This is a genomic window from Streptomyces specialis, assembly GCF_001493375.1.
GTDB lineage: Bacteria > Actinomycetota > Actinomycetes > Streptomycetales > Streptomycetaceae > Streptomyces > Streptomyces specialis.
In genome coordinates this window covers 56,146-68,905 of sequence record NZ_LN929769.1, presented here as the reverse complement: position 1 = coordinate 68,905, position 12,760 = coordinate 56,146, and the positions used below count along the sequence as shown (strand labels likewise).

The following is a 12,760-nucleotide window of genomic DNA, read 5'->3' as shown; positions in this document are numbered from 1 at the left end:
CGGGTTGGGAATTCTGTCCGGATTCCCGTCGTTGATTCGTTATGGACGCGGGAGGCAAGGGGGCAGCCCGGTCCGGGTCCCACGGGGACCAGTCGATCAGTTCGATCAGTTTTGATCACATCGAAGGGGAGTGCACGCATGGCAACCCGTGCCGTCGCCCGGCGTCCGGACACCGATGACAGTGTCGAAGCGACGGGCAGTGTCCGGTCCAGCGCGAGCAGCGATGCCACGGAGCGCGATCTGGTCGGGATGTACCTCGACGAGATAGCGCGGACCCCGCTGCTGGACGCGGCGAAGGAAGTCGAGCTGTCTCTCGCCATCGAGGCGGGGCTGTACGCGGAGCGCATTCTGTGGGGCGAGGAGGAGCCGGCCGAGGGCGGTGCCGCCGCGTCGGCCACCCGCGAGGAGCTCCAGGCGCTGGTCACCGCCGGCGAGCGGGCGAAGGACGTCTTCATCCGCTCGAACCTGCGGCTGGTCGTCGCCGTCGCCCGGAGGTACCCGCGCAGCGGCCTGCCGCTGCTGGACCTGATCCAGGAGGGCAACGCCGGCCTGGTCCGGGCCGTGGAGAAGTTCGACTACACCAAGGGCTTCAAGTTCTCGACGTACGCGACGTGGTGGATCCGCCAGGCCATCACCCGGTCCATAGCCGACCAGTCCCGCACCATCCGGCTGCCCGTCCACCTGGTGGAGGAGCTGGGCCGGATCCGGCGCGTCCAGCGCGAGTTCAACCGGGAGAACGGCCGGGACCCCGAGCCCGGCGAGATCGCGGGCGAGCTGGGTTCGAGCGCGGAGCGGATCCAGGACGTGCTGGACTGGGCGCGCGACCCGGTCAGTCTGAACATGGCGGTGGACGACGAGGGCGAGACGCAGTTCGGCGATCTGCTGGAGGACACCTCCGCCGAGTCGCCCGAGCAGTCGGTGCTGGTGATGATGCGCCGGGAGGGTCTGGAGGACCTGATCGGCCGCCTCGACCAGCGCACCGCCGCGATCATCCGCGCGCGGTACGGCATCGAGGACGGCCGCGAGCGCACGCTCACCGAGGTCGGCAAGCAGCACGGCCTGACCCGCGAGCGGATCCGGCAGATCGAGAAGCACGCGCTGCTGGAGCTGAAGCGGATGGCGAACGACTCCGGCTTCGACGCGGCGGCCTGACGGCCGGCCCGACGCGCCGACAAGCCGAGCCCCGGCGCCCGTTGACGGGCACCGGGGCTCGCCGCTGCCCGGAGCGCGGGGACCCGGCGCCGAGGTGGGGCGGCCGGGTGAAGGTTGTGACGCAGAACACAACGACCCGCGAAATAAGCGGGGATGGTCTTTCCGTTTTGATGACTGTCCACGCAAGCGGGGAGGGAGTCCCCGGTTGTTCATCCGGGCGTCGCGAGGCGTTCGGCACACCGACCGACAGGGGGAGCGGCATCGTGAGCACCAGTTCCACGACGGCCCGCCCACGGCTGCGCGCCGACGCCGTGCGCAACCGCGAGCGGATCCTCGCCGCTGCCCGCGAGGCACTCGTCGAGTACGGGGCGGACGCGCCCCTCGATGAAATCGCTCGACGGGCCGGGGTCGGGAATGCCACGCTGTACCGGCACTTTCCCGATCGCAAGTCCCTGCTGTTCCACGTCCTCCTCTACGTGAACCAGCGGATCATCGAGCGGGCCCGACAGGCACTGGAGACGGAGCATGATCCCTTCGAAGCGCTGCGCCGGATGGTTCTCGACAGCGCCGACGAGCGGGTGGGTGCCCTCTGTCCGATGCTCGGGTCCGACATCGATCCGGAAGATCCGCAGCTCGTAGCCAGCCGTGGGCACATGCAGAGGGTGACGCAGAAGCTGGTCGACCGGGCGCACGAGTCCGGCCAGCTCCGCCGGGACATCGGTGCCGGGGACCTGCTCGTCGCCATCGCCAGGCTGACCCTGCCGATGCCGGGCGTGCGTCACCAAGGTGACGTGCTGCTGTCCCGGCGTCACCTCCAGGTCTTCCTGGACGGCCTGCGGACCCCGGCCCGCAGTGAACTACCCGGTCGGGCGACCAGTCTGGAAGACCTCAAGACCGAGATCTGCCCGCTGTCGCCACCATCCGGAAGAGGGCGGCGCTGAGTTTTCCCGCCCACCCGAGTCTTACCCGGAGCGAACCCCAATCGCTTCCTTCTCCGCCCGACATGCAACGTGAGGTAGTTACACCCATGCCACCGGAAAACGCCGTGAGCGCGACTCACAGCACCCCTGACCCGAAGCGCTGGAAGGCGCTCACCTTCATCGCCATCGCGCAGTTGATGGTCGTCCTCGACGCCACCATCGTGAACATCGCGCTGCCCACGGCCCAGTCCGACCTCGGCATATCCGACGGCAACCGGCAGTGGGTCATCACGGCCTACGCCCTGGCCTTCGGTGGTCTCCTCCTCTTCGGTGGCCGCGTGGCCGACCTGTGGGGACGGCAGCGGGCCTTCGTGATCGGCCTGATCGGCTTCGCCCTCGCCTCCGCGCTCGGTGGTGCCGCGCAGAACGAGGCGATGATGTTCGCCTCCCGCGGTCTCCAGGGTGTCTTCGGCGCGCTGCTCGCGCCGGCCGCCCTGTCGCTGCTGACCGTCCTGTTCACGGACGTCAAGGAGCGGGCCAAGGCGTTCGGCGTCTACGGCGCCATCGCCGGTGCCGGTGCCGCCGTGGGTCTGCTGCTCGGCGGCGCCCTCACGGACTACCTGAACTGGCGCTGGACCTTCTTCGTCAACATCCCGTTCGCCGCCGTGGCCGCCGTGGGCGCCATCCTGGTGATCCGGGAGCCCGAGGAGGCCCGGAACCGCTCCACCCTGGACATCCCGGGCGTGCTGCTCGCCTCGCTGGGTCTGGTCGCTCTCGTCTACGGCTTCAGCCGCGCCGAGCAGAAGGACTGGACCGAGTCGGTCGTCGTGATCATGTTCATCGCGGCCGTCGTGCTGCTGGGCGCCTTCGCGGTGGTCGAGTCGCGGGTGAAGTCGCCGCTGATGCCACTGCGGGTGATCACCGACAGGAACCGCGGCGGATCGTACGCCTCGCTCGGGGTCGCGATCATCGCGATGTTCGGTCTCTTCCTCTTCCTGACGTACTACTTCCAGATCGTGCGCGGATACTCGCCGGTCAAGACCGGTCTGGCCTTCCTGCCGATGGTGGCGGGCATGATCACCGGCTCGACCCAGATCGGCACGCGGCTGGTCACCCGGGTCGCGCCGCGGAACCTGATGGTGCCGGGCTTCCTCGTCGGCGCGGTCGGCATGCTGATGCTGACCCAGCTCAGCGTGGACTCGTCCTACGTCGCGCTGATCCTGCCGGCGCAGGTGCTGCTCGGCCTCGGCATGGGCACCGCGTTCATGCCGGCGATGAGCGTGGCCACCGAGCGGGTCCGGCCGACCGACGCGGGTGTCGCCTCGGCGATGGTGAACGTGTCGCAGCAGGTCGGCGGCGCCATCGGCACCGCGCTGCTGAACACGATCGCGGCCGGCGCCACCACCTCGTACTTCACCTCGCACGCCGGGTCGCTGACCGGTCAGGAGCTCCAGTTCGAGTCGATGGTGCACGGCTACACCGTCGCCATCTGGTGGGGCTTCGGCGCCCTGCTGCTCTCGGCGGCCCTCGCCTACTTCCTCATCACCAGCAAGGGATCCCACGTCGGGCAGTCCCTCGCCGACGGTGAGGACGGCGACCTGGAGAAGGGCGCGGCGGTCCCGGCGTTCGCCCACTGACCACCGCCCCGGACGGCCGGCGCTCCGGCGCCGCGCCACCGCTTCCCGGCCCCCACGGCTCCACGCCGTGGGGGCCGGCGCGTTTCCCCACCGGGCCCACCGGGTCAGGACACGTCGCGCTCCCCGTACAGGTCGGAGTAGGACGGGAAGAGTCCGCCGGGCGCGTCCACGCTCCCGGCGGCGAGGACGGCCTTGACCACCGCGCGGGACAGCACGTCGGCGCCCGCCGCCAGCACCTCGTTGAACGCCACCGCCGCCTCGATCGGCGTGGCCCCCGCCGGGGCGGGCCGCCCGCCGGTGGACAGTGCGAACACGGTGTCGCCGTCCGTCATCAGGTGCACCGGCCTGACGGCGCGGGCCAGGCCGTCGTGGGCCGTTCCCGCCAGCTTCTGGGCCTGCGCCGGGGTGAGCGCGGCGTCGGTGGCGACGACGGCGATCGTGGTGTTCAGCGGGACCCGCTCCCCCGCCCCGAACCGCCGCACGGTCTCCCGCAGCGCGTCGGCCAGCCGCCCGGTGGCCTCGGAGTGCCGGGCCGGGTCGGGGACGCGCCGGGGCTCCGCCAGCAGCGCGCCGGTCCCCGGGTCGAGGGGCGAGCCGCTCGCGTTCACCGCCGCCACCGCCGCCACGGTCGCGCCGGTGGGCAGCACCAGGCTGGCGGTGCCGATCCCGCCCTTGAGCCCGCCGATCACCGCGCCGGCACCCGCCCCGACGTTCCCCTGGGGAACGGCCGACCCCGGCCCGCGCCGGGCCGCGTCCTCGGCCGCCGCCCGTCCCAGATCGGCTCCCGGCCGGGCCCGCCAGTTCCCCCCGCGGCCCAGGTCGAACAGGACGGCGGCCGGGACGATCGGCACCACCTGGGTCGGATCGGGGCCCGGCCGGAAGCCGCGCCCCTGGTCCTCCAGCCAGGCGACGACACCCCCGGCGGCGTCCAGCCCGAACGCGCTGCCGCCGCTCAGCGTGATCGCGTCGACGCGCTCCACCAGATTCCTCGGATCGAGCACGTCCGTCTCCCGGGTGCCAGGACCGCCGCCGCGCACGTCCACCGCGCCCACCGCGCCGCCGGGCGGCGTCAGCACCACGGTGGTCCCCGTCAGCCAGCCGTCCCCGATCCGCTGGGCGTGCCCGACGGACAGCCCGGCCACATCGGTCAGGGCGTCCAGCGGCCCGGGTATGGCGGTCGTCTCCTCGTTCATGCCCTCATCCGTATCACGCGCGCTCCTCCTGGGCTGCGGCGTCCAGCGGACGTTTATCGCTTGTCCATCGCCTCCGGCAAAGCTGCACGGCATGTCCGAACAACGCGGCCGGGGAAGCGAGTCCGGCGCCCCGGCCGATGTGCTCAGCCACGCGCAACTGCTGCGCCAGTCCGACCGGGCGGCCGAGGTCCTCTCCGGCCTCGGCGTCGGTGCCGGTGACACGGTGCCGGTGCTGCTGCCGATGTCCCTGGAGTCCGTGGTCGTGACGCTGGCCTGCCTCCGGCTGTCGGCGACCCGGCTCACGCTGCCCCTGGGCAGCCACCATGCCGTCATCCGCGACCGCGTCAACGACTCCCGCGCGACCGTGGTCCTCACGGCGGACGCCTGCCGGCTCGACGGCCAGGTGCACGCCGTCAAGTCCGGCCTGGACCGGGCGCTGGCGGGCTGCCCGGCCGTGCGCGACGTGCTGGTGATCGGCCAGCTTCCCCGGCCCGTGCCATGGGTGCCCGGCCGGGACCGGTGGTGGCACGAGACGCTCGGCCCGCCGCTGTCTCCGGACCGGCCGTACCCTGGGACCATGAGCGACACCGCGCGGCCCGGACCGTCCACGCCCGATCCCCTGGCCCGGCTGGTCTTCGACGACCCGCTGGAGCGCGGGTCGGCGGACGACGCCGACCACGGCTGGGGCGAGTCGCCGGCCGAGGGCAGCGGCGCCGGCGACCTGGCCCGCTTCCTCAGCGAGAAGCCGCCGCACCACCTCTGAGCCCGCGCGGCTACGCCGGGCCGCGCTCCGCGTCCCCGTCGCCGGAGCGCGGCGCGCCCACCGTCACCTGGGTGCCGGCCCGGCCGTCCCGGTCCGCGCGCTGGGCGATCAGCTCGTCGCGGATCTCGGCCAGGATGTCCAGCTCCGTCTTGGCCGGGGGCTGCGGCTCGATGGCGTCCTTGGCCCTGCGCCGCGCCAGGTAGCGGGTCATCGGCAGGATCATCAGGAAATACACCACGGCCGCGGTGATCAGGAAGGTGAGCGTGGCGCTCAGCACCGAACCCCAGTGGAGCAGGATGCCCTCGTCGGCCTCCCCCTCGGGGTTGTCCACGCAGGGGCCACGCAGGCAGGACGAGTAGGCGTCGAGGTTCTGGGTGCCGAAGGCTCCCACCACCGGGTTGATCATGCCCTGGACCACCGAATTCACGATGTTCGTGAAAGCGGTGCCGACCACGACCGCGACGGCCAGCTCCACCACGTTCCCCCGGGTCAGGAACTCCCTGAATCCGGCCAGTGTCTCCTTGGCCCCCGTCACGACGCCCTTGCTCTCCACGCTCACCGATCCGCCTCTCGCAGCCGCCGTCGCGGCACTCCCTGAGCGGTTCACGCTGCAACAGGGCGGGGCGCGCTGTCCAATCCGGTGACCACTTTCCGGTGGCGCCGCTCACCATCGGACGACCGCCAGGTCCGCGACGGCGGCGGCGCCCGCCAGCTCGGCGGCGGTGGCGGGCGCGACGGACAGCACCACCAGGGCACCGCCGCCCCCGTCCGGCCCGGCCGCGCCGGGCACCTCGGGCACCTCGGCCACCCGCGCCCGCCGGGCGACGACACGCGCCGGGGAAGCGCTCCCGCCGTCCGGCGGCGGGGCGGCGGCCAGCACGTCCACCCGGTCGCCCGGCCGCAGCAGCCGCACGGCCGCCGCGTCGGCGATCCGGACCGGCGCCTGCACCGACTCGTCCGGCGCGGCGCTCGCGGGCCCCTCCCGCACCCGGGTCGCGGTCGCCGCCCCGACCGGCTCGGCGGGCTCGCCGCCCCCGCCGGGCCCGGCGAGGGCCAGGGCGAGCGCGGCGGCGGCGAGCGCGACGGCCCGGCCCCGGCGCCGCCGCCGCGCGGGGCGGCGCAGCCGGAACCGCCCGCCGCGCGGGCACACCGGGGGGAAGGCGGGAACGGGCGGATGGGACGGCGGCCGGGACCGCTCGGCCCCCGTGGAAGCGACGTTCATGGCACCACCGTGCCCGCCCGTACGCAATCCCGCCGGGCCCTGTGGACAGCCCGGCGCCTGTGGAAACCGCCGCCCCCCGCCCGGGTGAAAGCCCCCCGCCGCCCCGCGGCACGGCGCCCCCGGCGTCACGGGAGGTCGACCCCCAGGTCCTGCCCCGCCAGCGCGGTCGCGCACAGGCAGTCCCGCTCCTCCGGCAGCCGGCTCACCACGTCGAACAGCACGGTCCGCAGCCGCCCGATGTTCTCCGCGAAGACCTCGAGCACCTCGGCGTGCGAGACGCCCTCGCCGGCCTCGGCGCCCGCGTCCAGGTCCGTGACCAGGGCCAGCGACGTGTAGCACAGCTCCAGCTCACGGGCGAGAACGGCCTCCGGGTGCCCGGTCATCCCGACCACGGACCAGCCCTGGGCGGCGTGCCACCGGGACTCGGCGCGGGTGGAGAAGCGCGGTCCCTCGATGACGACCATGGTGCCGCCGTCCACCGCGTCCCACTCCCGCTCCCGGGCGGTGGCCAGCGCGACGGCGCGTCCGGTCGGGCAGTACGGGTCGGCGAACGAGACGTGCACGACCTTGGGCTGCTGCCCGTCGGGCCGGGGCACGCCGTCGTAGAAGCTCTGATGCCTGCCCCGGGTGCGGTCCACGAGCTGATCGGGAACGACCAGCGTGCCCGGCCCGTACTCGGCGCGCAGCCCGCCGACCGCGCACGGCCCGAGGACCTGCCGCACCCCGAGGGAGCGCAGCGCCCACAGGTTGGCGCGGTAGTTGATGCGGTGCGGCGGCAGGTGGTGACCCCGGCCGTGCCGGGGGACGAAGGCGACCCGCCGTCCGCCCAGCTCGCCGAGGAACAGCGAATCGCTGGGCGGCCCGTAGGGCGTGTCGACAGTGATCTCGGTCACGTCGTCCAGGAACGCGTAGAACCCGGACCCTCCGAGCACGCCGATGTCGGCCCGGCCGGCGCCCCGGCCGCCCGTGCTCATGCGGCGGACGCGGCCTTGCCGGTGCTCGCCGACGATGAGGACGACGCCGGAGACGACGAGGACGAGGAGGAGGACGCCGAGGACGACGAAGCCGTGGACGGCGCCGACGTCGAGCCCGAGTCGCCCTTCTTCTCGCCCGCCTTGCCGGAGGCCGAGGCCGCCGGGCTGCTGGACGACGAGGTGTTCCGGCTGTCGTTGCGGTAGAAGCCGGAGCCCTTGAACACGATGCCGACCGCCGAGAACACCTTCTTCAGGCGGCCCTCGCAGTTGGGGCACACCGTCAGGGCATCGTCGGTGAACTTCTGCACCACTTCGAGGCCCTCGTGGCATGCGGTGCACTGGTACTGATACGTCGGCACGTCATCCTCCTGGCACTCAAGGTCATGGAGTGCTAACGACGGTCCATCGTGCAACATTCCGGGGCCCGAAGTCCACTGCCGGAGTCCGCGCACTGCGTCACGTGCGCCCGCTCCGGGTGCCCGGCCTGAGCCACTCGGCCAGTTTTCCGCCCCGCCCGATCGCGATCAGCCGCCGTTCCACCGCGTCCCGCACCTCGTCGGTCGTCACCACCAGCAGCTCGTCCCCGCGCCGCAGGACGGTCGTCGGCTCCGGGACGAAGCTGGCGTCCTCCCTGACCACGAGGGTGACGGCGGCCTGGGGCGGGAGCCGCAGCTCCCGCACCTCGACGCCGTGCATCCGCGACCCTTCCGGGATCGCCACGGACAGCAGGTAGCCGCGCAGCCGGTCGAGCGGCGCGGACTCGATGTCCACGTCGACGGCCTTCTCGCCGTCGCCCAGCCGCAGCCACCGCGCCAGCCACGGCAGGGTCGGGCCCTGTGCCAGCGTGAAGACGACGACGAGCATGAAGACGATGCTGAAGATCCGGTCGCTGTCCTCCGCGCCGGCCACCACCGGGATGATGGCCAGCACGATCGGCACCGCCCCGCGCAGCCCTGCCCACGACAGCAGCACGTGCTCCTGCCAGGGCCACCGGAACGGCAGCAGGCACAGCAGCACCGCCAGCGGCCTGGCCACCAGGGTGAGCGCGCCGCCCACGACCAGCGCCGGGCCCAGGTTGTCCCACAGGGCGTCCGGGTCGACCAGCAGCCCGAGCAGCACGAACAGGCCGATCTGCGCCAGCCACGCGACCGCGTCCGCGAAGCCGCGCGTCGCGGGCCGGTGCGGCAGCCGGGCGTTGCCGAGGACGACGGCCGCCACGTAGACGGCGAGGAAGCCGCTGCCGTGCAGCAGCGCGCCCCCGGCGTACGCCAGAACGGTCAGGGCCAGCACCGCGATCGGGTAGAGCCCGGAGGCGGGCAGCGCGACGTGCCGCAGCGCCATCCCGCCGAGCTTGCCGACGGCGAGCCCGACCGCCAGCCCGATGGCGAGTTCGAGCACCATCTCGCCGAGCAGCACGTGCCAGTGCTCCAGGGGGTGCCCGTGCGCCGAGAAGGCGACGACGAGGATGACCACGGGCGCGTCGTTGAACCCCGACTCCGCCTCCAGCACCCCGCTCAGCCGGCGCGGCAGCGGGACGCGGCGCAGCACGGAGAAGACGGCCGCCGCGTCCGTGGAGGAGAGCACCGCGCCGATGATGAGCGAGGACTGCCAGCTCAGCCCGACCAGGTAGTGGGCCGCCGTCGCGGTGACGCCGACGCTGACGGCGACGCCGGCGGTGGCCAGCACCGAGGCGGCCGGGACGGCCGGGCGGATCTCCCGCCAGCGGGTGCCGAGGCCGCCCTCGGCGAGAATGACCACGAGCGCCGCGTAGCCCAGCACCTGTGTCAGCTCCGCGTCGCTGAACTCGACACCCAGTCCGTCCCGGCCGAGCGCCATGCCGATGGCCAGGTACAGCAGCAGCGACGGCAGGCCGGTGCGCGAGGTCAGCCGGACGGCCGCGACCGCCACCAGGAGGACGAGGGCGCTGGCGAGCATCAGCTCGTTGAGGCGGTCGACAGTCAGGGACGGGTCCTCTCTCCGGAACGGATGCAGCGTACAGGCAGAGCAATTCGCGTCGTTTGCGGTGAATTTACCATCATATGAACGCTGCGGCCTGGGCGCGTGACTCCCCGTAGGCTCACCTCAGTGGCCGTATGTCTATGGTTGCTTCCAACTTCCAAGCTGCCCTGTGAAGGACGCAGATGCCCGCCAAGAAGACCAGGCGACGCGGTCGTCTGATCGTGATCTCGCTCGTTCTGCTGCTCGTGGCCGGTCTCGGCTACGGCGCCTACTGGAGCATCAGCACCGTGCGGGCCTCCTTCCCGCAGGTCTCCGGGGAGATCGCGGTCGCGGGCATGTCCGCCCCGGTCACGGTCCTGCGCGACGCGAACGGCATCCCGCAGCTCTACGCGGACGACGCGGAGGACCTCTTCCGCGCGCAGGGCTACGTGCACGCCCAGGACCGTTTCTGGGAGATGGACGTGCGCCGGCACATGACGTCCGGGCGGCTGTCGGAGATGTTCGGCGAGGACCAGGTCGAGACCGACGCGTTCCTGCGCACGCTGGGCTGGCACGACGTGGCCCAGGAGGAGTACGACGAACTGCTCTCCGAGGAGACCCGGGCCTACCTCCAGGCGTACACCGACGGCGTCAACGCCTACCTCGCCGAGCACAGCGGCGAGGAGCTGTCCGTCGAGTACGCCGCGCTCGGCTTCGTCAACGACTACGAGCCGGAGCCGTGGCACCCGGTGGACTCCGTGGCCTGGCTGAAGGCCATGGCCTGGGACCTGCGCGGCAACATGCAGGAGGAGATCGACCGTTCGCTGCTCGCCGAGCGGCTGGGCCCGGAGGAGATCGAGGAGCTGTACCCGCCGTACCCGTACGACCGCAACGCGCCCATCGTCCGGGAGAACGGCACCGGCACCGAACTCCCGCCCGGCCAGGACCTCACCGGCGAAACCGGCGGGACCGGTGAAGCGGGCGGGACCGGTGAAGCGGGCGAGATCGAGGGCGTGTTCAACGACGCCTCGACCCAACTCGCCGCCGTCGCCGAGAGCCTGGACGAGATCCCCGCCCTCCTCGGCACCAACGGCAGCGGCATCGGCTCCAACTCCTGGGTCGTCTCCGGCGACTTCACCACGACCGGCGAACCCCTGCTGGCCAACGACCCGCACCTGTCGCCCTCGTTGCCCGGCGTCTGGTACCAGATGGGCCTGCACTGCAACGAGGTCACCGCCGCGTGCCCGTTCGACGTCTCCGGCTTCACGTTCTCCGGCCTGCCCGGCGTCGTCGTCGGCCACAACCAGGACATCGCCTGGGGCCTGACCAACCTCGGCGCCGACGTCACCGACCTCCGGCTGGAGAAGCTGGACGACGGCAACTACCTGCGCGACGGCGAGCAAGTGCCCTACGAGACGCGGACGGAGACCATCAACGTCGCCGGCGGCGAGCCACGGGAGATCACCGTCCGGGAGACCGGGAACGGCCCGATCATCTCCGACCGTGAGGAGGAGTTCGCCGACGTCGGCGACAGCGCCCCCGTCGACTCCTCCGCCCCTGACCGGGGCGAGGGCTACGCCGTCTCGCTCACCTGGACCGCGCTGGAACCGTCCAGGACCATGGACGCCATCTTCGCCGTGGACGCGGCCGGCGGCTGGGAGGAATTCCGCACGGCGGCCCAAGACTTCGCCGTCCCCTCGCAGAACCTGATCTACGCCGACACCGAGGGCAACATCGGCTACCAGGCCCCCGGCCTCATCCCCATCCGCGGCGAGGGCGACGGCCGTTACCCGTCGCCCGGCTGGGACTCGGCGTACGACTGGACCGGTTACATCCCGCAGGAGGAGCTCCCCTGGGAGCTGAACCCCGAACGCGGCTACATCGTCACCGCCAACCAGGCCGTGATCGACGAGAGCCAGTACGCGTACACCCTGACGGACGACTGGAGTTACGGCACGCGCAGCGGGCGGATCGAGGAGCTGATCCAGGACACCATCGAGGACGGCGGCAAGATCTCGATGGGCGACATGCAGTCCATCCAGCTCGACAACCACAACGAGATGGCCGAGGTCCTCGTCCCGCACCTGCTCAACATCGACATCGACGACCCGTACATCCGCGAGGCGCAGGAGCTGCTGGAGGGCTGGGACTACAGCCAGGACGCCGACTCCCCCGCCGCCGCCTACTACAACGCGGTCTGGCGGAACCTGCTGCTGCTCGCGTTCGGCAACAAGATGCCCAAGGAACTGCGCGTCGAGGGCCAGTGCCTGCGCGTCCCCCCGGCCGACGACTCCCAGCCGCTGGAGAACCCGGACGGCGAGGACCGGATGATCACCGAGTGCGGTGAACGTTCCCCCGGCACCGCTCAACCGGACGGCGGGGACCGGTGGTTCGAGGTCGTCCGGGGCCTGCTGGAGGACCCGGAGAACGACTGGTGGTCCACGCCCGCCGCCGACGGCCGGCCCGCCGCCGACAACCGCGACGAGCTGCTCGCCCGGGCCCTGCGCGACGCCCGCTGGGAGCTGACCGCCGAGCTGGGCAAGGACATCGACACCTGGAGCTGGGGCCGCCTGCACCGGCTGATGCTCAACAACCAGACACTCGGCGAAGAAGGCCCGGGTCCCGTCCAGTGGCTGCTCAACCGGGGCCCGTGGGAGCTGGCGGGCGGCAGCGACGCGGTCGACGCCACCGGATGGAACGCGGCCGGCGGCTACGACATCACCTGGGTGCCGTCCATGCGGATGATCATCAGCCTGGCGGACTTCGACGAGTCGCTGTGGATCAACCTCACCGGCGCCTCCGGCCACGCCTACCACACCAACTACACCGACCAGACCGACCTGTGGGCCAACGGCGAGTACCTGCCGTGGGCCTACGGCGAGGAAGCCGTCCAGGAGCGCGCCGAGCACACGCTCACGCTCACCCCCTGAGCGGCCCGCCCGCCGAACCGCTCTCCCGGCC

The 12,760-nt window shown here is 72.3% G+C and carries 11 protein-coding genes; 5 read left to right on the top strand and 6 right to left on the bottom strand.

Annotated elements, in window-relative coordinates; all coding sequences use genetic code 11:
- Positions 1–138 precede the first annotated feature (138 nt).
- The 3 genes from BN2279_RS05540 (at position 139) to BN2279_RS05530 (ending at position 3,709) form a co-directional block, all read left to right on the top strand.
- Positions 139–1,152, top strand: coding sequence for a sigma-70 family RNA polymerase sigma factor (locus BN2279_RS05540; RefSeq protein WP_059007027.1), 1,014 nt, complete (start codon positions 139–141; stop codon positions 1,150–1,152).
- 260 nt (positions 1,153–1,412) lie between these two features.
- Positions 1,413–2,093 (top strand): TetR/AcrR family transcriptional regulator, encoded by a 681-nt coding sequence (locus tag BN2279_RS05535; RefSeq protein WP_059007295.1) that lies wholly within the window; start codon positions 1,413–1,415, stop codon positions 2,091–2,093.
- Between the two features lie 86 nt (positions 2,094–2,179).
- Entirely contained in the window at positions 2,180–3,709 is a 1,530-nt protein-coding gene (locus tag BN2279_RS05530; protein ID WP_059007025.1) for an MFS transporter, read from the top strand.
- A gap of 104 nt (positions 3,710–3,813) precedes the next feature.
- On the opposite strand, the gene BN2279_RS05525 is transcribed toward BN2279_RS05530, so the two are convergent.
- Complete coding sequence (locus BN2279_RS05525) at positions 3,814–4,902, bottom strand: P1 family peptidase (RefSeq protein ID WP_059007024.1); 1,089 nt, start codon at positions 4,900–4,902, stop codon at positions 3,814–3,816.
- A 91-nt stretch (positions 4,903–4,993) separates the two neighbouring features.
- Here BN2279_RS05525 and BN2279_RS27235 point away from each other — a divergent pair, with 91 nt between their 5' ends.
- Positions 4,994–5,665 carry an AMP-binding protein gene (locus tag BN2279_RS27235; RefSeq protein WP_079031869.1) on the top strand — a complete coding sequence of 224 codons (672 nt, stop codon included), beginning with the start codon at positions 4,994–4,996 and terminating at the stop codon, positions 5,663–5,665.
- Positions 5,666–5,675: 10 nt separating this feature from the next.
- Here the strand turns inward: BN2279_RS27235 and BN2279_RS05515 are convergent, their stop codons facing one another.
- From BN2279_RS05515 to BN2279_RS05495, 5 genes are all read right to left on the bottom strand, one after another.
- Complete coding sequence (locus BN2279_RS05515) at positions 5,676–6,224, bottom strand: large conductance mechanosensitive channel protein MscL (protein ID WP_234347482.1); 549 nt, start codon at positions 6,222–6,224, stop codon at positions 5,676–5,678.
- 105 nt (positions 6,225–6,329) lie between these two features.
- Positions 6,330–6,887: an RcpC/CpaB family pilus assembly protein gene (locus BN2279_RS05510; RefSeq protein WP_059007021.1), complete on the bottom strand. Its 558-nt coding sequence runs from the start codon at positions 6,885–6,887 to the stop codon at positions 6,330–6,332.
- Positions 6,888–7,012: 125 nt separating this feature from the next.
- The gene (locus BN2279_RS05505; protein WP_059007019.1) at positions 7,013–7,861 is read right to left on the bottom strand and encodes an S-methyl-5'-thioadenosine phosphorylase; all 849 of its coding nucleotides are present in this window, start codon (positions 7,859–7,861) and stop codon (positions 7,013–7,015) included.
- On the bottom strand, positions 7,858–8,220 hold the full coding sequence (locus tag BN2279_RS27230) for an FmdB family zinc ribbon protein (RefSeq protein WP_079031868.1): 363 nt from the start codon (positions 8,218–8,220) through the stop codon (positions 7,858–7,860). Before BN2279_RS27230 ends, BN2279_RS05505 begins: the two co-directional genes overlap by 4 nt.
- Before the next feature lie 97 nt (positions 8,221–8,317).
- The gene (locus tag BN2279_RS05495; RefSeq protein ID WP_407702196.1) at positions 8,318–9,853 is read right to left on the bottom strand and encodes a potassium/proton antiporter; all 1,536 of its coding nucleotides are present in this window, start codon (positions 9,851–9,853) and stop codon (positions 8,318–8,320) included.
- Between the two features lie 149 nt (positions 9,854–10,002).
- On the opposite strand from BN2279_RS05495, the gene BN2279_RS05490 reads away from it, so the two are divergent.
- Complete coding sequence (locus BN2279_RS05490; RefSeq protein WP_059007014.1) at positions 10,003–12,729, top strand: penicillin acylase family protein; 2,727 nt, start codon at positions 10,003–10,005, stop codon at positions 12,727–12,729.
- Positions 12,730–12,760: the final 31 nt, after the last annotated feature.

Bases quoted from the DNA above. Each gene is read 5' to 3' on its own strand.
- BN2279_RS05540 (WP_059007027.1), top strand. From the start codon at position 139: ATGGCAACCCGTGCCGTCGCCCGGCGTCCGGACACCGATGACAGTGTC.
- BN2279_RS05530 (WP_059007025.1), top strand. From the start codon at position 2,180: ATGCCACCGGAAAACGCCGTGAGCGCGACTCACAGCACCCCTGACCCG.
- BN2279_RS05525 (WP_059007024.1), bottom strand. From the start codon at position 4,902: ATGAACGAGGAGACGACCGCCATACCCGGGCCGCTGGACGCCCTGACC.
- BN2279_RS27235 (WP_079031869.1), top strand. From the start codon at position 4,994: ATGTCCGAACAACGCGGCCGGGGAAGCGAGTCCGGCGCCCCGGCCGAT.
- BN2279_RS05510 (WP_059007021.1), bottom strand. From the start codon at position 6,887: ATGAACGTCGCTTCCACGGGGGCCGAGCGGTCCCGGCCGCCGTCCCAT.
- BN2279_RS05505 (WP_059007019.1), bottom strand. From the start codon at position 7,861: ATGAGCACGGGCGGCCGGGGCGCCGGCCGGGCCGACATCGGCGTGCTC.
- BN2279_RS05490 (WP_059007014.1), top strand. From the start codon at position 10,003: ATGCCCGCCAAGAAGACCAGGCGACGCGGTCGTCTGATCGTGATCTCG.